The sequence below is a fragment of the Maribacter sp. IgM3_T14_3 genome (assembly GCF_049603095.1).
GTDB lineage: Bacteria > Bacteroidota > Bacteroidia > Flavobacteriales > Flavobacteriaceae > Maribacter.
Genome location: NZ_CP187138.1, coordinates 2,125,346 through 2,149,316, shown reverse-complemented (window position 1 = coordinate 2,149,316; position 23,971 = coordinate 2,125,346). Strand labels below are relative to the sequence as shown.

The following is a 23,971-nucleotide window of genomic DNA, read 5'->3' as shown; positions in this document are numbered from 1 at the left end:
ACTACTCTGCCTGCCAAACATTATTCTCTAAATTGACATCTGCCATTAATTGCGAAGGATCAATAACAATTGCTTTTATTGAAGACATTGGTTTGTTGATAGTAAAATTATAGGTTGGGTAAGCCCAAGGCCAGTCTTCAATTACAGTTCTTTCAATACCCTCATAAGGGTTTTCTTTTTCACCACGCATCATGCGTAACGGTGCATAAAAGGTTTCTCTAGAATCATCATTATATACCACTAAAATATCTATAGGCATTGGCATTAAACCAATACGTTCTAAAGTTACCTTAGTGTTGCTTTCTGATGCAGCAACCTCTTTAATTGCATAGTCAATAGTATTAATTGTCTGTGTCCAATCGGTTAAATACCAATCTAGTTCAAAACCAGACACTTTCTCTGCAACACGTTTAATATCGTTAGGCACTGGGTGTTTAAACTTGAACTCATCGTAGTATTGACGAATAGTTTCCATCAATTTATCTTGACCGATAACATAGCCCAATTGAGATAAAAATATAGAGCCTTTACTATATGCAGAAACACCATAAGCAAAGTTAAGAGCATAACGATCGGCATACGTACCTTGAGGCTGTTCTTTACCAGAAAGCGCTAAATTTCTGTACCCTTTGTAAGTACCCTCAAAAGGATTTTCTTTTTCGTAGTCCATTATTTCGCTCATGCAAAGCTTAGAGATAAAAGAAGTAAACCCTTCATCCATCCACTCATGTTTCGCTTCGTTTGTTGCTAATATATGTTGAAACCAAGAGTGTGCCATTTCATGCGCCATAACACCAACAAGGCTACCAAATTTACGATTACCTGTTATTAAAGTGGACATTGCATATTCCATACCACCATCACCACCTTGAATAACCGAGTATTGGTCATATGGGTATTTACCAATGTTCTTGCTAAAAAACTCCATAGCCTGGATCGTTTTTGGTTGAAGATTTTTCCAGTTCTCTAAAATTTCAGGATCGTTTTTATATAAGAAATGAAGCACAGGTCCGTCAGGTACTTGTTGAATATCATGAATATATTCTGGATCTGCTGCCCACATAAAATCATGAACCATTGGCGCTTTAAAATGCCAGGTTAATGTCTTGCCTTTTTGTTTTTTAATTTTAGTACCAGGTGCTTCATAACCATGACCTATTTCGTTAGGGTTTTGTAAATAACCTGTACCACCAACGGTATACTCTTTATCAATGGTCAATTTTACATCAAAATCTCCCCAAACTCCCTGGAATTCACGAGCGATATATGGATCAGCATGCCAACCTTCAAAATCATATTCAGCTAATTTTGGATACCATTGGCTCATAGATAAGGCTACACCTTCTTCACTATTTCTGCCCGAACGTCTAATTTGTAAAGGCACTTGACCCTTGAATTCCATATTAAAAGTAGACTTCGCACCAGCCGCTATAGGTTTAGCCAAATCAACAACCAACACGGTTCCTTCCTCAGAAAAAGAAACCTTGTTTCCATCTTGCGTTAATGAGGTGGCGTGTAAGTATCCTATTTCAGTGTCGGTAAGCGATGCAATTCTACTTTTTTTATCGGGTGTTGTCATTCTATCATCTGGATCTGCGATGCTCTGCAGACGAATATCCATTTCACTACCAGGTTGAAAAGCGTTGAAATACAAATGGAAGTAAACACGTTTTAACTCATCGGGTGAGTTATTCGTGTATACCAAAGTCTGTGTACCGGTATATTGAAAATTATCAACATTCATATCTACCGCCATAGTATAATCAACATGTTGTTGCCAATAATCGGTTTTATTCTGGGCAAATAATGCAACAGTGAAAACTACCGTAAAAAATGTAAGAAATGATTTAATCATGAGAGTTGTATAAAATTATAATTTAACCTGTCCGGCAGCTACTTTACTTGCTAATACCAAAGCATTATATGCATTTGCGATTTTACCAGAAGTAGACACTTCGTCTAAAGATCCGTTTTTACCGCCATTGCTACCTAATACGACCTTAGTTTTAATAGGCAACCCAGATTGTAATATGATTTTTTTGACCTGTGCAGCCGTTAAGTTTGGATATTGAGACATTACCAAAGCAGCGATACCGGCAACACCAGGAGAAGCCATTGAGGTACCAGGTGAATATTCGTACTCGTTGTTTGGGTAGGTAGAATAGATATCTGTACCTGGTGCAAAAACATCAACATTTATTTTACCATAATTAGAATAGCTAGCAACCATTTCAGAACCATACTTAGGATTCAACGCACCAACAGTAATTACATTATCGGCAAATTCTGGTCCGTTTTTAATTTGATCGTTAGGAAAGTTTGGATTTGTAGGATCATCTAAATCGGCACCATCATTACCAGCTGCATGTACGAAAAGAACATTTTTCTTCGCGGCATATTTTAAAGCATCGTTTACCCATTCGGCATTGGGTGAAAATGACTTTCCGAAACTACCGTTTATTACACGGGCACCATTATCAACAGCATAGCGAATACCTCTTGCAATGTCTTTGTCATACTCATCTCCATTAGGCACTGCTCTAATACTCATAATGGCTACGTTATTGGCAACGCCGTTTACACCTTTACCATTATTACGCTCAGCAGCAATAATACCTGCAACGTGCGTACCATGACTTTCATCATCCACCCTGTTCATTGGGTTGCCATTACCGTAATTTACATCTGCTAAATTATAAGGGTCATCACCAACAGTAGATCTACCGTTGAAATCTTTATTTAGATTGTAGTTTAGTTGTTCGGTGTAATACTTAAGTCCTTTATTTAAATCGTCAAGTACACCAGGTATTGTTTCATTAATACTTAACATTTGGTTTAGTATGGCAACATTTCGCTGCATAGCTTCATCCGTTGCTTTTATACCAGCAAGATCTTGCTTGTTGTACGTATCTTTTTTCAAGTACTTTTTAACATCGTTATCTGCATTCTTTACAGCTTGGTAAATAGACTCGTATTGCTCTTTGCCTTGTAAAGCCTCGTTGTATTTAGCATCTAGTTCTGTTTTAGCTTTTGATAAAGTAGCGGCATCTCCAATATTTAAGCGAAGCATACGTACATATTCTAATTGCTCATTATAAGATTCACCTAAGAAGTTATACCCGTGAATATCATCTATATAACCATTACCATCATCATCAATACCATTACCTGCTTTTTCTTTGGTATTCGTCCACAAAATATTAACAAGGTCTTCATGTTTTAAATCGATACCAGAATCGAGAACGGCAACAATGGTTTTCGTTCCTTTTTTGTTTTTTATGATTTCACTGTAAGCTCTATCAACACTCATACCAGGTATAGTGTCTGCTACAAGGTCTAAGTGACCCCAATTATTTTTCTCACTTGTAGTAAGGTCTGAAATTTTTAAAGGAGTAGAATCTATGTTTTCTACAGGAGTAAGAATTAATCCGCTTCCGCCTGCTGTACCTGCACTACCGCAACTAGTTAATATCGCAGCTATTGTAAGGGCGAAGATTGATTTAAAATATGTATTTGTCATACTAGGGTAACTTTTAGTAATTTATAGTTAATTATGATTGTATGTTGTTAATTGAAAAGCTCGTTGAAAGTATAAATTTGATCTAGCCGAACACCACGATCGGTATGTTTTAAAGTACATAATTGATTATGAGCATCATGTTCAAAAAACAGATAGTAGTTATTTTCTGCGGCGTCGTTCAAGAATATATTTTTTTCTGACATGGTCATAAGTGGTCTAGTATCATACCCCATTACATAGGGTAATGAAATATGACCTACTGTGGGTATAAGATCTGCCATGTAGGCAATTGTCTTACCTTGATATGAAAATTGTGGTAACATTTGCTTTTCGGTATGCCCGTCTACAAATCGAATATCAAAACCAAGCGGGCTATTTTTTAAAAATGAAGCATCTACTTTATTAACAAAGGTCAAGTGACCACTCTCTTGCATCGGTATTAAGTTCTCTGTTAAGAAAGAAGCTTTTTCTCTTGGGTTGGGTTCAGTGGCCCATTTCCAATGTTTTTCATTGGTCCAAAACTTTGCATTTTTGAAAGCAGGTTCATATCCAGTTTTATCTTTGTTCCATTGAATGGCACCGCCAACGTGATCAAAATGAAGGTGGGTTAAAAATACATCGGTAATGTCGTCTCTATGAAATCCGTGTTGTTTTAAAGATTTATCAATTGTAAAATCGCCCCAGCGATAGTAATAGCCAAAAAATTGATCAGATTGCTTATCACCCATGCCCGTATCAATTAATATCAATCGGTCTCCATCTTCAATTAAGAGGCTTCTTGCAGCGATATCAATTAAATTGTTTTGGTCTGCTGGGTTTGTTCTTTGCCAAATTGTCTTAGGCACAACACCGAACATAGCGCCACCGTCCAATTTAAAATTACCGGTTTCAATGGGATAAATTTTCATAAGGGGCAAAATAATAAAAGCGAATGATATCTTAAGATTATTAAGAATATATTATCATTTAACCCATGGAAAAGTGAAGATTTTACTATTTATAATAAACTGCGCCAAGTTTTGGAGCATAGTAAAGGTTAGGCAGTATTTCAATTATTTGGTAAGTGGTTGTTTAGTCTTCAGCAAGTAAATTTCCAATTTGGTGATGTGCTAATGGTTTTATTAAATGTTTTGTAACTACCGAGTACTCTTTGCCTTTTTCTGAATCTAAAGAGTCCATAGACGAACTTAAGATATAAATTTTACAATGCTCTGTCAATGCTTTTGGCAGGTTAATGTATTCATCTAGAAACTCGAAACCATTCATTCTTGGCATCTTAATGTCTAGAAAAATTACATCTGGGTAGGCTTCGGTCTTATCGCAAATACTTGTTAAATGTGCCAGAGCATCATGACCAGATGTCATAGTTGTAATTTGAGAAATATTATCTTCTTTCGAAATAATGGCCTTGTTAATGAAATTGTCCACATCCGAATCGTCTATCAATAAAATATTTATATCCTTTGCCATATTATAATCTGCCTGATTCATTTGGTATTCTTATAGTAAACGTTGATCCTTCTCCAATATTTGATGTAGCTTCAATAGTACCTTTTAATTTTGTTATAACTTCTTTAACGATGAACAAACCTATACCAGATCCCATTACCTTAGAAGATACTCTGTAAAACATTTCAAATATTCTTTCAAGTTGATCTTCTGCCATACCAACACCATTATCCTTAATTACTATAGTAGCCTCTTTATTGTTTGTTTTAATATTGATCCAAATAGAGGGTGATTCTTTATCTAAATCATGATACTTGATTGCATTTGAAATAAAATTATTTAATAAAACCGAAATTCTCTTACTGTCAGACACAAAACTTTTACTGTCAGATATATGAACTTCTATATTTATTTTATCGGTATTCTCTAAGTACCAAAAGCTCTCTAGACAGTGCTTTATTAAAGTAGTAAAATTTATGGTTTCTAACTCTACCTTTAGGTGTTTATTTCTAGAATATTCAATAATATCTTTAATGAAATCATCTAATCTTTCGATAGACCTTTCCATCATGTTTAAATGCTGAAACAACTTTGGGTCAATATCTTCAAGTTGAATGAGATTTATTAGCCCTAATACAGATGATAAAGGGGCTCTTAATTCGTGAGAAGCGCTATAAACAAAACTGTCTAATTCTGAATTTGTCTTTTGTAGTTCATGAAATTGAGTTTCGAGATTACTTTCAGCCTCTTTTCTTTTTGAGTCGTCAAAAATATTAACCAAGTAACTGACTTCGCCTTTTAATTGAAATGGAGTAATAGACAGTAGAAGGGTTTTTTTTAGTCCGCTTTTGAGTTGAATCTTATACTCTTCGTTCAATATCTCGCCTTCTTCTATAAGTTTTTCCCAAACTCTTCTCCTCTCGTTTTCATTTATAAAAATTTCTTGAGATTCTAAAACTGTCTTACCAAGTAATTTTTTTTTTGAGGTCTCTAGTATAGAGTATACCATTTCATTGGCGTCAATTACTCGTCTTTGTTTATCTAAAATAAGCATGCCCATTAGGTTAGTATGGAAGGCCTTAGAGAATTTTTCTTGACTTTCTTTAAGTGCTAATTCTGAAATAACACTTTTGGTAATATCCATTGCTGTACCGTGATAAACTGTAGGCTCACCATTTTCATCATAAATTATTTCAGAAAAAGCTAAAAAGTATTTAAAAGAATTGTCTTTAAGTTGAATTCTATAATTACTAGGTGTAGCCATACCTTCACCTTTTTTCTCAGCAAGTTTAGTATCTAAAACAAGTACATCTTCATGATATATAATTTTTCTTACCAATTCTGGTGTCATTGGAGTATTTGGAGTTATTTCATGTATAGCATACATCTCTTTAGACCATTCTACTCTAGCGCTGTTCATGTCCCAATGCCAATAGCCTATATTTCCAATTCTGATAGCCGCATTCATTTTTGACTGCAAATCTAGAATTTCAACTTCGGCTTCCTTTTGTTTGGTGATGTCAATTACAGTACCCCTAAATATAAGTGGCTTGTTATTGGAGTCTCTTAAAACTTCAACCTCAACCATTACATATTTAATTGAGCCGTCTCTAACGATAATTCTATAGGTGAAATTATGGTTGCACTTCTCTTTTATAATATCGGCTAGATTTTGGCGATGTTTTTCTAAATCTTCTGGATGAATAATACTTTCTAAATAAGGTATGGTCAAAACCGTGTCTTGATCTATATCATAAATCGTGTACATTAAAGGCGAACAAATGAATGACTTTGTTTCTAAATCAAAATCCCAGTACCCAATTTTACCAATACGAATGGCCGCATCCATTTTGCCCTGTAATACAAGTATTTCTTTTTGATTTTTTTTACGCTCTGTTAAATCAAAACCAATAGCTCCTATGGCAATAGGTTGGTCAGTTTTTTTATCTCTAATTAAGAAACCAGAAAATTCAAAAGGGGTAGTTTTTTTAGTTTTAAAATTTTTAAGAGGAACTTCGCCCGACCATAAGCCTTTTTCCATAATGATGGGCATATGTTCATTAGTTATAACATCTCTATATTCATCCTCAAAAAAATCAAAGATGGTACTGTTTTTAATGTCAAAATCAACAGGGAGGTCAATCATCCTTTTACCGGCATCGTTCATAAAAACGGATTCACCTTTTAAAGTTGCGAGACCAATAAACCCTGGGCTATTCTCAATAATAGAGATTAATTGCTGTTTTTCTTGTTCAACCTTTTTTCTGTAAGTGATGTCTTTAAAATATACCGAAAGTCCGTTAGGCGAAGGGTAGAGGTGGTTTTCGACCCAAAGGTCAGCTTTTGGGTGGTATTGTTCAAAATGAGTATAAACCTGATCAACCATAGCCTTTTTAAATGCGCTATACGCATCTGAATTCTTAAATTCTGGGTATTCGTCCCATACATTTTTACCCAACATTTCTGTGGGGTTCATGCCAACCAACTTGGCTGCCTTAATATTAATATCGGTAAAACACCAGTTTTGATCAAATGCAACAAAGGCATCTGAAATTCGTTCGGTAAACTGTTTATATTTTCTTTCACTTTCAAGTATCGCCAAGTTGGCTCTTTTCGCCTCTGTTTGGTCAATGAAGGTGCTTAGACTATATTTTTCACCTAAATAGTTATAAGGTTCGGCAGAAGTTATTAAATGTAATGTCTCTCCTTTTTTATTTGTAAAATCTAACTCAGCTTTATCGACACCTTCTGATTCAATTACAGATTTTTGACCAGGGTTGGTATCTAAAGCGGGCGAAAAATTAATCAGCCCGATTTCACCAAGGGTTTTTCCTTTAATTTCATCTAGCGAATACCCTATAAGGTTTAGAAAGTAAAAATTAGCGTCTACCACACAACTGTTGTGATCTTTAATGACCATACCTACAAACCTATTATTATAGGCCTTGCCAAATCTTGCTAAATTTTCTTTTGCGGCTAGCTCTAATTCTTTTCGTTCGCTTATATCTCTGACAATACCTAAAATTGTTGTGTCGTTTATTTTTTTGGCACTTACTTCTACGTAAAATACGGTGCCGTCTTTTTTTACCAATCTTCGTTCTGATCGTATAGTTTGGCCTTCACGCATTTCTTTATAGCGTCGAGGGTTTTTTTTAGTGTCTTCTGGAATAGTAATATCTATTAAATTCTTCGTTAATAAAAGCTCCTTATCATAGCCTAACATTTCTAGTCCATAAGGGTTTGCATCCACAATATTACCCTGAAAATCAATAAGGAATATACCATCAGAAGCACCTTCAATTAATAGCCTGTATCGTTCTTTACTATCTTTTAAGAGTGCTGTTTTTTCATCAACGAGTTTATTTAGTTTAGCAGGTTGACGCATTAGAAACCACGATAAAACACCACAAACGATAGATAATAATAGACCGAGAACGGCAAATAGAATTGCGCCAGAATTTGATTGTGTATTATTGGAGTAGACATACAATTTCCATTCGCCTTGGCTGGTGGTAAGTGGAACGCCAATAGCACCTTCTTGAGAACTATTTTTTGATGTATAAAAAGTCTCTTCAGAATTATCTGTGTTTATTTTAACCAGTTTATAAGAGAATTTTGTCTGCTCAAGAGAATCTAATTGAACCGCATTTATAATGGTAGATAGGCGTACCACGGCAGCAACGAAGCCATTGAATTCCCCATTCTTATACATCGGTCTGCGACCAATAACACCTGAACCACCTTGTTTTAAGTATATGGGTCCGGCTGTATAGTAATCTCCTTTTTCAAGAGTAATTTTAGCTCCAAATTTATTGTCAGGATCGTTTAGCACATTCATACCAAGAACCTCATTCCCTTTAATAGGATAAACGTGTGTAATTACACCTTCGGCATTAACCAATTCAAGAGCATCAACGCTGTTGTTACTATTTAAAAGAATTTGAGCAATACTGTCAAAATTATTTGGCAAACCATATTGGTCAACAATAAATGCTAAAGTTTGGGTGACATTATAACTTTGACCTAATACGTTCTGTAGGTCTATTTTAAGTTTAGATACTCTTTCATTTACTATCTGGAGTTCTGTTTTTTGATAAAGTTCATGTTTTTGAAAGGCGATGAACTGGGTGATTATAAAAACAAAGAAAAACGCAACAAGACCGTAAAATAAAGGGTTTTTAAAAACAGACCGCTTATAGGGTTCAGACATTTTTATTAATATGAAGTGTATAATTTCTTTTAAACAATACTGTTAGTAAAAACTTAAACCATACGATATTTACGAAGTTAAAAAAGTCATAACTATAATAACGTTTTTTCTTCAACTTTTGTAAGATTAAACTAATGTAAATAATACACTTAATTATTGATTATAAAGCGGTTTGCAATTTAGAATTTAACATTTTTAGTGATTATGATAAAAAGTGTTTAACTAATTACTGATAAATAGTGGGTTTAACGAAACGTTTAGGCAGTATTCGTAAAACAAAACAGCACTATGAAGAAACACTTAAGCAAAGAAGTTGATTAAGTTGTTTGCCAAAATACAGCATTGCCTTAATCTCTTTAACACTTAATAAGCGTTCCTTTTTTAGAATAAGGATAGATGTGCCATTAGCCTCAATATGGTAATAAGGGTTACTCTCTAAAAAGATTATGAGCTCATTTGTAAATAGTTCTTGAATTTCCTTTTTTTGTTCTCCACTCAAGAAAAAACGCTTATTAAAATCTTGATGATTTTCTAATACAATGTCTTCAAAACCAGCCTTGCCATAAACAAAATCTAATAGTCCTTCTCGGTCTAGAGAAAACACGGGTATGGTATGGTCTAATTTAATATGTAAGATGGTTGTTTTTACAACCTCTTTTGCAATAAACTCCCCTTCATTAAATTCAATATCGAATAAGTTGAAATTTTGGGTTTCGTCATAAAATCGATTATAATAGTATGGAACTTTTCTGTTTTTAAAGAAAATAAATTTATTCAAAAACGCAGTTTCATCTGATCTTTTAGGCTCATAAGACCAATTGTATTCTTGGGCCATGGTTTTTAATAGCCGCTGTCTTTTGGTAAAATATTTCTCGATAGAGCCAATTTTGCTAAAAGGCAATACTTTACGAATCGCAAACGGATGCTTAGAATCGGCACCATGTTTGTCTAGCCCAATAATTTCTATACTACCCTCTTTTTTGTTAAAGGTATCCACATAATTTTCTAGGCCTTCCATTACCGTGTGATCCACAAAACTACAAAGTGAAAAATCTAAGATTACATTTTCATTCTCAGGTATAATATCTAGCTTATTTTTTAGCTTATAAAAATTAAGAAAAGAGGCGAAATATTTAACACTTATATAATAAGTGCCCGCATCTTTTTCTTTAAACATAAGTATGTTGGGCTTGGTAAGGTGATTTACAAAAAGAGACAAATTTCTATTAAGTATCACATGAGTTATAAAAGTGATCAATATACCCATTGCAATACCGGTGATAAGGTTGGTAAATAATGTGGTCAACAAAGTTGCTAGAAAGATGACAATTTGTTCTTTTCCAATACTTGCAATTTTTGGCAGGTTTTTTGGAGTTGCAAGTTTATAGCCCGTATATACCAATATAGCCGCTAGTGCCGCTAAAGGAATTCGCCTTAATTGATCTTGAAAAAGCAAAACAAATATGACTAGAAACAGAGCATGAAAAATATTGGCAGATCTGTTGGTAGCGCCGTTATTCACATTTACCGAGCTTCTTGCGATGACGGTAACCACATTTAACCCACCAACCATACCACTAAGAGAAGTGGCAAGCCCAAGAGCCTTTAGGTCTTTATTCACATTCGACCTTCTTCGTTCAGGATCAAGTTTGTCTACCGCCTTAATACTTAAAAGAGATTCAATACTTGCTATAAGCGTTATGGCAAAAACAGTGGTTATGAAATCAATTTCTAATGCCTTAGAAAAATCAGGAAAAGCTAAGTTAGACAATACATTGTCTGGTATATTAACCAAAAATTCTTTTTGTAATGGATAAGGCAGCCCTAATGAAGCAAACACATAACTGAACCCAACAGATAATATTAGAATCCACATGGGTGCGGGTATCAGGTGTAAATACTTGTTTCTTATTTTAGAGTAATATGCCATGATAAATAGGGCAATTACACCTATACCAGCAGCGATAAGTTCCTCTATATGATAGTTTTGATAAAGACCCATTATTCCCTCTGGTATCTGCAATAATAGATGAACAATGCTACCGTGTTCATTATTATGCCCGATCATAATATGAAACTGCTTGGCTAAAATTCCTAAACCAATGGCGGCCAACATACCTTCAATCGCAGATGCCGGAAAAAAGTCTGCCAATCTACCCATTTTAAGAAACCCAAGTAATAGCATTAGAATACCTGAGAATACAATGGCAGCAAGTGTAAATAGATACCCGGCATACAGATCACCACCACCAAGAGTTGTAATTGCCCCTAAAAGCACAATCACCAAACCGTTTCCTGGTCCGGTAATGGTAACATTAGAGCCTCCTAGAATTGCCACAACAACCCCACCTACAACTGCGGCAATAATACCTGAGATAGGCGGAGCTTCACTGGCAAGAGCTAATCCCAACCCTAGCGGCAAAGCAATTAATGACACTACGAAACCTGAAAATAGGTTCTTAGGCAGCGTAGCTATAAAATTAGAGGATTTTTTCTTTTTAGCCGTCAAATCTAAGTTCTAACAATTAATAAATCGGTGGGTAAATCAGATAGAATATATTCAATATCATGTGGAAATATTCGATTCCAAACACTGGTTTTTACTGGTGCATTCATTACTAATAAGTCTGCTCGTACAATCTCGGCATAATGACCTATCGAATAGCCTCTTTTACCAAAAATGCTCTGTGTTTTTACGGTAATACCTTTAGTAATATTTTCAGGTAATGCACAAACAATAGTTTTGACCCTAGAGTCTTCTCTATGTCTAATTCGTTGCTTAATAATATTGGCTTTTTTTAGTGAGCGGTCATCTTCAACGTCCACAGGAATTTCTTTTGGTAAAACCTCTTCTACTATGGTAATTTGTTGAGCCCCTAATAAGTTAGAAATATAAAACGCATGTTTAATGGCTATAGGAGTTTCGGGCGCGTCTAGTCCGTTTACTACAATGTGTTTGCAGGGTACTCTTTTCTCTGCAGGTTTAATTAATAATAAAACAGAACAGTTTACCTTTCGGGTAAGTTTTCTGGCAATTGAACCTACATAAAACTGAAATTTATTTTCGTGCTGTAAAGCGCCTAAAATCAACAAATCGATATTGAGTTCTATACAGGCTTTTGTAATTACAGTTTCAGGGTTGCCTTCTTTCCAAATTACTTCAACACAAGAATCTGAATGTTCTGTTTGAGAAATAATGGTATCGATTTCGGTAGATTTTTCTACAGTCTTTTTACCAACATGAATAAGAATAAGTTTGCAATTTAGGTAGTATGCAATACGTGTAGATTCTAGTATGTTTACCTTGAGTGAAGGGGAAAATGCGAAGCCGAATAAAATAGATTTATATAACTTGATAAGCAGTCATTTGTAAGGTTATGCGCCCGAATATAGGGCTAATTAACAAGAAGTCATATCGGCCCCTTAAATCGATGGTTTAAATATGCTTGTTATGGTTTGGTAATTATGATATATAATGACCTAGAATTCTTATTTTTATCAAAAATAAATTAAATGCTAGAGCTTGCCGGAATTATCATTTTAGGAATACTTGCTCAATGGGTGGCATGGCGCCTAAAATTACCAGCAATTTTACCTTTAATTCTTATTGGTTTAATCGTTGGTCCGTTATCGACCTTGTACACCGAAGATGGTTCTAAAATTATTGAGCCAATTTGGAACGGAACCAAAGGTCTTTTTCCTGGCGAAAGTCTATATTATTTTGTGTCACTGGCCATTAGCATTATTTTATTCGAAGGCGGACTTACACTAAAGCGTTCTGAAATTAAAAATATTGGCCCCGTAATTACCAAGTTAATTACCCTTGGTAGCTTAACGACATTTTTCGGCGCTTCTTTGGCGGCTTATTTTTTATTCGGACTTTCTTGGCAGCTTTGTTTCTTGTTTTCAGCTTTAATAATTGTAACAGGACCCACTGTAATTACTCCTATTTTAAGAAACATTCCACTTAAAAAAGACGTTTCGGCCATACTAAAATGGGAAGGAATATTAATTGACCCCATTGGTGCATTAGCCGCGGTATTGGTCTATGAATTTATAAGTGTAGGCGAAGGTCAAGCATATACAATGACTGCATTGATAGAGTTCGGTAAAATTTTATTGTTCGGGTTTACTTTCGGTTTCACTTTTGCCCATGCGCTTACATTTTTAATCAAGAAAAGCTTTATCCCGCATTACTTATTAAACGTTGTCTCATTATCTGTCGTATTGGGGGTTTTCGTAATGTCAGATGTTTTCGCTCATGAATCTGGTTTGTTAGCGGTTGTAGTTATGGGTATGGTAATGGGGAATACCAACTTACCGAATATTAAAGAATTGCTCTATTTTAAAGAGTCATTAAGTATCCTCCTGATCTCTATATTATTCATATTACTAGCAGCTAACATCAACATTGCAGATCTAGAATTAATATATACTTGGAAAACAGTCGCTTTGTTTTTATCCATCGTACTTATAATTAGACCGCTAGGCGTTTTTCTAAGTTCTATAGGGTCTAATTTAAAATTCAATGAAAAATTATTTATTAGTTGGGTAGGGCCTAGAGGTATTGTTGCGGCGGGTATAGCATCATTATTCGGGTCTAAATTATTGGCAAGGGGCGAAGCCGGTGCAGAATATATTACACCTTTGGTTTTTATGATAGTTTTGGGTACAGTGTTGCTTAATGCGACTACAGCTAGAATATTTGCGAAGTTAATAGGGGTGTTTTTAAATAAGTCTGAAGGAATTTTAATTTTAGGAGCCTCTAAAGTATCGCGTTTAATTGGTGTTTACTTACATAAGAATAACAGGCATGTGGTTTTAATAGATAACAACCAGACTAATATTGACAAGGCCAACAAGTTAGGCTTAGAAGCTATTTCTGCAAATATTTATTCAGATAACCTAACCGATAATATTGAGCTTAATGACATAGGTTATTTAATGGCCTTGACCGCAAATTCAGATATTAACAGATATGCAATCGATAAGTTTCAAGATGCATTTGGCGAAAACGGTTCTTTTAGATTGGTAGATGCTGATGAGATGTCAGATCCAGAGAACAACCCAAAAGAGGGATTGTTTTCGCATACCGATGACTTTATTAAATTGATGGAAGCGGCAAGAAAATATCCTTCAATACATGAGATAGAACTTCATGACACAGAGCATTACGAGGGTTTAATTGAGATTACAAAAGCAGATGCAGATATTGTGCCCTTGTTCTTAGTAAACCCAGAGGGCGATATACAAATCATTACCGCTTTCAACAAAGACTTTACCGATATTCAAAAAGGATTTAAGTTGGCATATTTGGGTAAAATGTTTCCGTTGGAGGACATAAAGAAAGAAGAAGCTCAAGAGAATTAAACATCAATACTTTTAATCTAAGTCTATATAAGATAATTGCTGATAAGGGAACTATTGTATGCTTAATAAAAATATTATAAACTCATTTTTAGAGATTTAGAATGCCTATTTGAATATTACTTTGGCAATAAACTATAAAAACATTTCGTTAGTTATTTTATAATAATCAACCAAAATCAAATGTTTTTATGAAAAAAGTAGTTTTATTTTTAGCTTTAGCGGCTTCAGTATCATTCACTAGTTGTTCGAAAGATGAAGACAATGAATGTAAATCATGTACAGCCTCAGATCAAAAAGTTGAAATTTGTGATAATGGCGACGGAACATATGATTTAACAGTTGGTGGCCAAAGCGCTGGTACATTAGATGAATCTGATTTAGACGGATTATCACCTCAACAAGTTGTTGATGCCACTTGTGAAGCCTTGAACTTACTTTCAGATTTTTAATATAGGTATACTTTAAGTTTAGAAATGCCCTACATATATTTTGTAGGGCATTTTTTGTGTAAATAATTGTTTTTCAACATCATTATTAGCTGCAATTCTAAAATACTTTATTAATAATTAGACAAAAAAACTTTCTTTTTAATCATTTAATTTTAACGCCACCATAAATGCCTCTTGTGGCACATCTACACTGTTTACTTGAGATGTAGGCAATATTCCACAGTAAGTTAATCATATAGAGAAACCCGGTTCGACCCTTTTTTATCCCGATTGGGCAGAATGTACTTTAAATAATAGAGGTCTGACTATAGTTTTACAGTATCAATTAAAAAACGAACTGTCATGAAACTAAAATCAACATTTCTATTAGTAGCGCTACTCATCACAGCGGCTTCCATCGCTCAAAATACCATCACAGGTACAATTAAAGATTCATTAAACACACCACTTTCTTTCGCAAACATAATCTTATATGAAGTCGGGAACGAAAAAGCTATTACCGGTGTAATTAGTAATGAAACAGGCGCTTATTTATTTGAAAATATTGCAAATGGTATTTATGTAATAGAAGCATCGGTATTAGGGTTCGAAACTAAAAAATCTAACGAATTTCAATTACCTCAGTCAAAATTAAGAATAGATTTTACGCTGAACGAAGAAACTCAAAACTTAGATGAGGTTGTTGTAAAAAGTAGACGACCACAAATTAAGCAAACTGCAGAAAAGCTTATTGTTGATCTTGAAAATTCAGATATGGTGAATACCAATCTTCAAGATGTAGTAAAAAAGGTGCCGGGTATTATTATGACCAACGGTAATGTAAGTTATGCGGGTCAAGGTAATATTAGAATACTAATAAACGGTAAGACTACCGATTATATGGACACCGCAAGTTTATTAAGAGATTTGCCAGCAGATAATATATCTAAAGTAGAGCTAATACAACAACCAGGTTCTGAGTATGATGCTGAAGGCTCAGGGCCAATTCTAAACATCATTTTAAAGAATAATGTAAAGTTGGGGACGCATGGTAACGTAAAGCAAATGGTGGGCTATGAGAATAGATTTGAGTATGCCACCAGCGCATCTATTGCGAGCTATAAGAACAAACTAAATTGGCAGCTTAGCGCAGGGTATCAAAAATCTACATCAAGAGATGATCTAACGCTTTCACGTAAAGTTTTGAACGATACTTATAAACAAACCTCAAAATCAGCGTTTGATCCTAGAATATTTAATGTGGATGCAGGTATTGATTATTACTTGTCAGATAAACACACGATTGGTATAAAGGGTAGTATTATAAACAATGATTCTGACCGAGTATCTAATAATAACACAACGATTTCAAACGCAACATCAGACATTACACTATTAACCGATAATAGTTTCGATAGAAATAGAAACATTAAATCTTTGAATCCGTATTACGAGTTTAAAGATGATAAGAATAAATTAGTGCTAGATTACAATTATGTAGATTATAGTTATGACAATGAAAATAATTTATATCAAGTAGGTGCTTCAACACAGCCCTTTAATAATAGGCGTTATTTTCAAAATGCATCCTTTAAAATAAACACATATAAAACCGACTATAAGCGAACAGTAAATGATAATTTTTCTTGGGATGCCGGTGTTAAGTTTTCAGACGTTAAATCAGATAGTGACTTACAATCGTTAACTGAGGATGAGGAAGGAGTTTTTCAGTTTCGACCTGCCGAAAGTAATCGGTTCTTGGTAGATGAAACGGTTCTTGCATTTTACTCTAAAATGAACGTAAAGGTTGATAAATGGACCTTCTCTGGGGGATTGCGTTGGGAAGAAAGTGACACCCAAGGTACTGCTACAACAACAGGCGAGACAAGAACTAGAAAAATATCAAAGTTGTTTCCGAGTGCAAGTCTCAGTAGAAAAATTACAAATGAAATCAGTGCAAATTTGGCGTATAGTTACCGTATTCAAAGACCATCTTACAGCTCACTTAATTCTTTTGTGTATTTCTATGACCCGTTTACATTTGAAGAAGGAAACCCTAATTTAAAACCTGCGTTCACAAATAGCTATCAGTTTAATTTAACCTTTGATAACCAACCATTTTTCAATATCAACTACAGAGAAACCTCGGATCAATTATTTGAAATTATTACCCAAAATGATGCCTCGGCAGAAACCTCTAGAACCATGATTAATTTGGCTGATAATAAAAACTGGAGTTTCAGTTTTTTCGCGCCATTAGATTTTATAGAAAACATAGATGGTTATGTTGGCGTGCAAGCGAATCATAACGCATATACCTCTGAAAACTTAGAACCTATATTAGACCTTTCTAAATGGAGTTTTACGGGTTTTGCAGGAGCTGAATATGAACTACCATGGGAAATTAATTCTGAAATATCTACATACTATACATCTGGCGGGTTAGAGGGTATTATTGAATATGACTGGCTTGCTGGTATTGATATTGCTTTTAGCAAAAGTTTTCTTGATGATAAATTAAAAGTAAGTTTAGAGTTCGAAGAATTGATACAAAGACCTTTTAATGGGGTTGTTAAGTATGATAATGTAGATGCTACGGTAGTTTCTAATTGGGCAAGAAACAACGTATTTTTACAATTGAACTATAGTTTTGGTTCTAAATTCGGAAAAAACAATAAGCGAGAGAACTCTTCAAAAGACGAACAAAACCGTATTAAACAAGATAATTAATACATAGCATTATATGAACACTAAACTAAATAGGTCAGACTTTATATTGCTAGGTATTATTATAGGTGTAACATCACTTTTAAATGTTTGGCAATATTACGTTTATGGTAATGATCCGTTAGAATTCATAGTTGATATTCCAACGTATATTGTAATGGCATGTATTGCCATTGGTTTGTTTATGTATTGGTTAATGCCAAACTATTTACTAGATAAGCCAAACTATTTTGCATTCATCAGTTTAGCTATTTTAATATTAACCGTTACTGGTTTCATAGAGAATCTTGCCGGGTATTGGTCATGTGAAAATGATTGTAATGAATTTCCGATTTGGCATAGAGCTATTCTGAACGGGCTTTTTGTGGGGGCAGATAATGTTGGCATTCCTCTGGGAATATTATTAACCAAGAAGTTTTATGAAAGCCAAACTCAAGTCGTAAAAATTCAAAAACAGCAGAAAGAGAATGAGCTAAAACTTTTACGTTCGCAATTAGATCCACATTTTCTTTTTAATAACCTCAACACATTAGATGCATTGATAGATAGCGATGCTGTAAAGGCAAAAGAATATATTAATCGCTTGTCATTAATCTATAGATATCTAATACAGACAAAAGATGCCGAGGTGATGGAGCTATCTAAAGAAATGAATTTGGCAGAGAATTATATCTTCCTAATTCAAACACGGTTCGGCGATGATTATGATTTTCATGTGAATAAGAATATTGATTTTTCGAACAAATTTTTACCAACAGGGGCTGTACAGGCATTGCTAGAAAATGTGGTAAAACACAATAAGGTAAATGGTGAGAACAAAATACAGGTGATTATAGATATTGATGAAGGTTGGTTAACTGTGGCGAACAAAAAATCAAATTTTACAAAAACGAAAGACAGTTTCGGCACAGGACTTTTAAACCTGAAATCGAGATACCAATTACTTTCAAAAGAAACACCAAAAATTGTTGAAAGCGAAACGGAGTATGAAATTTCTATTCCGATAATTAAACTAAGCAACTAATTAAAAGCATATGACACTTTTAATATTAGAAGATGAAATTCCCGCTTATCAGAAATTGTTGAGTCACATTAATACATTTTTTGATGATGAAATAACAAGTCATTGGGCACGTTCAATTGTGGAAGGCAAAACACTTTTAGCATCAAATTCATACGACCTAATTATGTCTGATATAAAGTTGTTAGATGGTATTTCTTTTGACTTATTTAATGAGGTAGAGGTTACTTGCCCTATAATATTCTGTTCCGCTTACGATGATTATTTATTTCAGGCTTTTAACACAAACGGTATTGCCTATATTTTAAAACCATATTCTAATGCTGATTTTATGAAGGCATTAGAAAAATATCAATCGCTCTTTAAGCAAGGGGAATATGACAGTAAATTAAGTAGCGACACTTTTAATGCTTTAAAACTGGCATTACAAGAAGATCAAAATAATTTCAAGAAACGATTTGTTATAAAGCGCCCAAATGGCATTCAGCTTTTGAATACCTCAGAAATAAGTATGATTGAAGCCTCTGGCGATTTTTGTATAGCTACTGATCAAGAAGGTAAAAGGCACCCAATATCTCAAACAATTGGTAGTATCATAGAACAACTACCACCAAAAAAGTTCTTTAGAATCAACCGTAGCGAAATCGTACATGTCGACTATATAGAACAGATTGAGAGTCACTTCAAAAACCGATTACTTATAACCATAAAAGGGTGTAAAGAAAAAGCAATGACGAGCACTTCTACCACTTCCGATTTTAGAAAGTGGTTAGAGTAGCTTAATCGTTTAGCTTTAATACCGCCATAAATGCCTCTTGTGGCACTTCTACATTACCAACTTGACGCATACGTTTTTTACCCTTCTTTTGTTTTTCAAGAAGTTTACGTTTACGAGAAATATCACCACCATAACATTTGGCGGTTACATCTTTACGTAGGGCTTTAGTAGTCTCTCTAGAGATAATTTTTGCACCAATAGCAGCCTGAATAGGAATATCAAACTGTTGTCTTGGTATCAGTTCTTTAAGCTTCGCACAGATTTTCTTACCAATAAGTACAGCATTATCGGCATGTAGTAAAGCAGAAAGAGCATCTACAGGTTGTGCATTTAATAAAATATCTACACGTACTAATTTAGAAGGTCTCATACCTATAGGTGTGTAATCGAAAGATGCATACCCTTTAGATACCGTTTTTAAACGGTCATAAAAGTCAAAAACTATTTCTGCCAAAGGCATATCGAAATTAAGTTCAACACGTTCGGTAGTCAAATAGGTTTGATTGGTAATTATACCTCGTTTTTCAATACACAAAGACATCACGTTACCTACGAAATCAGCTTTCGTAATTATGGTAGCTTTTATATACGGTTCTTCAACATGATCAATACTTGACGGGTCAGGTAAATCTGTTGGGTTGTTTACAACAATTGGGGTATCAGGATTTTTACGCGTAAATGCATGGTAACTAACATTGGGTACCGTCGTAATTACCGTCATATTGAACTCGCGCTCTAAACGCTCTTGAATAATTTCCATGTGTAGCATTCCTAAGAAACCACATCTAAATCCGAATCCAAGTGCAGCACTGCTTTCTGGCGCAAAAACAAGAGAGGCATCGTTCAATTGTAATTTTTCCATAGAAGAACGTAACTCTTCAAACTCATCAGTATCCACAGGGTAAATACCTGCAAAAACCATTGGTTTTACATCTTCAAATCCGCCGATCGGGTTTTTTGTAGGGTTTGCGGCATCAGTAATCGTGTCACCTACTTTAACCTCACGAGCATCTTTTATCCCCGTTATTAAATAACCAACATCACCTGCTTTTACACTTTTTTTAATCTCTTGGGTCAACTTTAAAGTGCCTACCTCATCAGCGTAGTAATCTCTGTCTGTTGCAACGAATTTTATTTTTTGACCTTTTTTAATTTCGCCATTTATAACTCTAAAGTAGGTTTCAACACCTCTAAAAGGATTATAAACAGAATCAAACACAAGTGCTTGTAATGGTTCGTCTAGGTTGCCTTTTGGCGCAGGAATACGCTCAATAATAGCGCTTAATATTTCTTCAATACCAATACCAGTTTTTGCAGATGCAGGTATAACATCTTCGGCTTTACAGCCTAAAAGGTCTACAATATCATCTGTTACCTCTTCTGGGTTGGCACTTGGTAAATCAACCTTGTTTAAAACAGGTATAATTTCAAGGTCGTTTTCTAGTGCTAAATAAAGGTTAGAAATTGTCTGTGCTTGAATACTCTGTGCAGCATCTACCACTAACAATGCACCTTCACAGGCAGCAATTGATCGAGAAACTTCATAAGAGAAATCTACGTGACCAGGAGTGTCGATTAAGTTTAAAATATAATCTTCACCCTTGTAGGTATATTCCATTTGAATGGCATGACTTTTAATAGTAATACCACGCTCCCTTTCAAGATCCATACTGTCTAGCAACTGTTCTTTTTTCTCTCGATCGGTAACAGAACCGGTAAACTCTAACAGTCTGTCTGCCAGGGTACTTTTACCATGGTCAATATGTGCAATAATGCAGAAATTTCTAATGTTTTTCATAGCGGTAACAGTAATAATAAAGCCAATTTAAACCAGGATCAATGCCCGGCCTTAAAGAGCAATTGCAAATATAATCTAATTTATAGCGCTAAGCTTGAGTGCAGTTACGTATTTATTATTGTATAGATTGGTTTGGATTACATATATTGTAAAGGATTACAACGTTTTTTTAATTAGATTTGACCACCAACCCCGAATTACATTTGAAACTACTAACCGCTATTATATGCTTCTTTTTAGCAATGACCCATGTAGGGTATAGTCAAACCTTTGAATTAAAAGGCGAAATCAAGAACCAACATCAATCACCCGTTGCGTTTGCTTCTGTTTTTATATTGAACGTATCAGATTCTGTGTTGGTAAAAGGCACATCTGCAGACGAAAATGGTACTTTTTTATTTTCTGGCATTACCGAGGGACTTTATTTTCTAAAAGCATCTTATGTAGGTCAAGCCTCAGAAAACTTAGCGATAGAGATACTTAAAGACACTAAAATAGGTGCTTTGATTATAGAGGAGCAGGCAGAACAACTTAATGAAGTTACGGTTATTAGTAATAAACCTGTAGTTAAAAGGGAAGTTGACCGTATAGTTTTTAATGTGGAAAATACGGTTATTTCTCAGAGTAGTTCGTGGGATATTCTTAATCAGACTCCCGGAGTAATTGTCATGGGCGATGACCTTAAAGTGCGTAATAGGGCAACCACCATATATATCAATAACCGTAAAGTTCAATTGTCTTCAGAAGAAGTTAGAAGTCTGTTAGAAAATTACCAAGGCGAGAATATAAAATCTATTGAGGTCATTCATAATCCACCAGCAAGTTATGATGCCGAGGGTGGTTCAATTTTAAATATTGTCACCAGTAAAAATTTATCTGTAGGGTATAAAAGCAATGTTAATGCTGGGTATACACAAGGGGTGTTTCCAAAATACAATTTTGGAACATCGCATTTTTACAAGACCAAAAAATTAAATGTAAATGCGAGTTATAATTTCACGCCCAAAAAGGAATTTAAAAATACGCTGAACAATACAAATTATATAAACGATACTGGTATTTTTTCTATTTGGGACACAGATTTTGATCAAATAATACGCACTAATACTCATAGCGCAGGCGTATCGGTAGATTATCAATTTAATGAAAAGAATTCTCTGAGTTTAACAAGTAATGCACAGTATCAGCCAAAAAAGGATGCTGATTTTTCTCAGGAAACTACTATTAGAAACAGCGCAGGAGTTTTAGATTCAATTTTTACTACAGCTAGTTTTTTAAGTGAGAATAAGCATAATGTTTCGGGTGACCTTACTTTTAAACATCAGTTTAAAGACCAAGGAAATTTAACTGTAAATGCACATTACACAAATTTTGATTTAGACCGAAATCAAAATGTAAATTCAGATTATTTTCAACCTAATGGCTCATTTCTGCGCGATTTTAATTTCTCGACCATTGCCAATCAGCAGATAGAAATAAAAACAGCTCAAGTAGATTATACTGATTATTTAGGTACTGTATTTTTTGAAACAGGCGCAAAAAGTTCTTTTATTGATTCTGAAAGTAGATTAGATTATTTTTTACAGAATAATGGTACGGAGTTTATACCAAATCTTTCTGATGATTATAGTTATGACGAAAGCGTATATGCCGGTTATTTTAGTCTTTCGAAAGACTGGGAAAAATGGAGCATAAAAACAGGGTTACGTGCAGAACAAACAGAGAGTTCTGGGGTTTCTGTAAATGTATCCAACATTAACGAGTTAAGTTATTTCGAGCTTTTTCCTTCATTCTATATTCTGCACAACATTAATGACCACCATAGTTTGTCATTTGATTATTCTAGAAAGGTAGAACGCCCTAGGTATGAAGATCTGAATCCGTTTAGAACCTATATTAACGAGCGAAGCTTTGAAGAAGGCAATCCTAATTTAACCCCAGCTTTTAGCAATAATTTTAATTTGAACTATACCCTTAATCAAGAATACTTCTTTGACTTCTATTATCGAGACAATGGCAAGTATATTTCTACACTTACTTTTCAAGATAACGATAATCTAGTATTAAGAGATGTTACTCAAAATGTTTTGGAAAGTACCTCCTACGGGTTTGATTTTTCATATGGTAAGTCCATCACTAACAACTGGTATTTGTACAGTTATATTTCACTTTTTCATGAAGAGGAAACATTTATTGCATTACAAAGTGATGAGTATTCTTTTACCAATGACTTTAATGGAGCGTATGTAGACCTTGCTAATTATATAACGCTATCTAAAGATGGAACTTTTAAAGGGGAATTAGGTTTGGTTTATATGTCAGGCTGGTTGCAAGGTTCATATATACAAGAAGAGACAACAAATTTAACCGCAGGGCTAAGAAAATCGTTCTTGAATAATAGAGCTGTATTAAGTGTAAGTGCAAACGACCTATTGGGTAAATATAATGGGTATGTATCTTCTAATTATTTAGATCAAGACAATGGTTATATAACGACTCCCGAAACCCAATATGTAAAATTTGGCTTCACGTACAACTTTGGTAATTTTCGCTTAGAAGATAACCAACGCGATATAGATAAAATAGAGCGTGAACGCCTCGAGTAATTATAACTATTTAGTTGTCAATAGGTTAAAATTTTATTAAGAAAATTTTAAGAATACTGTAAGA

The 23,971-nt window shown here is 34.4% G+C and carries 14 protein-coding genes; 6 read left to right on the top strand and 8 right to left on the bottom strand.

All coding sequences use genetic code 11. The annotated features are described in order from the left end of the window. Nucleotide 1: 1 nt before the first annotated feature. The 7 genes from ACPF9A_RS09700 to ACPF9A_RS09670 form a co-directional block, all read right to left on the bottom strand. Nucleotides 2-1,855 carry a M1 family metallopeptidase gene (locus tag ACPF9A_RS09700; RefSeq protein ID WP_424003932.1) on the bottom strand — a complete coding sequence of 618 codons (1,854 nt, stop codon included), beginning with the start codon at nucleotides 1,853-1,855 and terminating at the stop codon, nucleotides 2-4. Between the two features lie 15 nt (nucleotides 1,856-1,870). Continuing rightward, on the bottom strand, nucleotides 1,871-3,520 hold the full coding sequence (locus ACPF9A_RS09695; protein ID WP_424003930.1) for a S8 family peptidase: 1,650 nt from the start codon (nucleotides 3,518-3,520) through the stop codon (nucleotides 1,871-1,873). Between the two features lie 47 nt (nucleotides 3,521-3,567). After that, entirely contained in the window at nucleotides 3,568-4,428 is an 861-nt protein-coding gene (locus ACPF9A_RS09690) for an MBL fold metallo-hydrolase (RefSeq protein ID WP_424003928.1), read from the bottom strand. A gap of 163 nt (nucleotides 4,429-4,591) precedes the next feature. Then, entirely contained in the window at nucleotides 4,592-5,011 is a 420-nt protein-coding gene (locus ACPF9A_RS09685) for a response regulator (protein ID WP_424003926.1), read from the bottom strand. Then, nucleotides 4,992-9,179, bottom strand: coding sequence for a PAS domain S-box protein (locus ACPF9A_RS09680; RefSeq protein WP_424003924.1), 4,188 nt, complete (start codon nucleotides 9,177-9,179; stop codon nucleotides 4,992-4,994). Before ACPF9A_RS09680 ends, ACPF9A_RS09685 begins: the two co-directional genes overlap by 20 nt. A 286-nt stretch (nucleotides 9,180-9,465) precedes the next feature. After that, the gene (locus ACPF9A_RS09675; protein WP_424003922.1) at nucleotides 9,466-11,688 is read right to left on the bottom strand and encodes a SulP family inorganic anion transporter; all 2,223 of its coding nucleotides are present in this window, start codon (nucleotides 11,686-11,688) and stop codon (nucleotides 9,466-9,468) included. Between the two features lie 2 nt (nucleotides 11,689-11,690). After that, a complete protein-coding gene (locus tag ACPF9A_RS09670) occupies nucleotides 11,691-12,374 on the bottom strand; it encodes a universal stress protein (protein ID WP_424004447.1) in 684 nt (227 codons plus the stop codon). 318 nt (nucleotides 12,375-12,692) lie between these two features. Between ACPF9A_RS09670 and ACPF9A_RS09665 the strand changes: the two genes are divergently transcribed. The 5 genes from ACPF9A_RS09665 to ACPF9A_RS09645 all read left to right on the top strand — a co-directional run bounded on the left by ACPF9A_RS09665 (nucleotide 12,693) and on the right by ACPF9A_RS09645 (nucleotide 19,503). Then, nucleotides 12,693-14,549, top strand: a complete 1,857-nt coding sequence (locus tag ACPF9A_RS09665) for a cation:proton antiporter (protein ID WP_424003920.1) — start codon at nucleotides 12,693-12,695, stop codon at nucleotides 14,547-14,549. A gap of 188 nt (nucleotides 14,550-14,737) precedes the next feature. Continuing rightward, a complete protein-coding gene (locus ACPF9A_RS09660) occupies nucleotides 14,738-14,998 on the top strand; it encodes a hypothetical protein (protein WP_424003918.1) in 261 nt (86 codons plus the stop codon). A gap of 342 nt (nucleotides 14,999-15,340) precedes the next feature. Beyond that, nucleotides 15,341-17,707 (top strand): outer membrane beta-barrel protein, encoded by a 2,367-nt coding sequence (locus ACPF9A_RS09655; protein WP_424003916.1) that lies wholly within the window; start codon nucleotides 15,341-15,343, stop codon nucleotides 17,705-17,707. Nucleotides 17,708-17,720: 13 nt separating this feature from the next. Beyond that, entirely contained in the window at nucleotides 17,721-18,728 is a 1,008-nt protein-coding gene (locus ACPF9A_RS09650; protein ID WP_424003914.1) for a sensor histidine kinase, read from the top strand. Nucleotides 18,729-18,738: 10 nt separating this feature from the next. Continuing rightward, complete coding sequence (locus ACPF9A_RS09645) at nucleotides 18,739-19,503, top strand: LytR/AlgR family response regulator transcription factor (RefSeq protein ID WP_424003912.1); 765 nt, start codon at nucleotides 18,739-18,741, stop codon at nucleotides 19,501-19,503. A 1-nt stretch (nucleotide 19,504) separates the two neighbouring features. Here ACPF9A_RS09645 and lepA read toward each other — a convergent pair whose 3' ends face one another. Then, the gene (gene lepA, locus ACPF9A_RS09640) at nucleotides 19,505-21,301 is read right to left on the bottom strand and encodes a translation elongation factor 4 (RefSeq protein WP_424003910.1); all 1,797 of its coding nucleotides are present in this window, start codon (nucleotides 21,299-21,301) and stop codon (nucleotides 19,505-19,507) included. Between the two features lie 203 nt (nucleotides 21,302-21,504). Here lepA and ACPF9A_RS09635 point away from each other — a divergent pair, with 203 nt between their 5' ends. Next, on the top strand, nucleotides 21,505-23,907 hold the full coding sequence (locus ACPF9A_RS09635) for an outer membrane beta-barrel protein (protein ID WP_424003908.1): 2,403 nt from the start codon (nucleotides 21,505-21,507) through the stop codon (nucleotides 23,905-23,907). The last annotated feature ends 64 nt before the right edge of the window (nucleotides 23,908-23,971 follow it).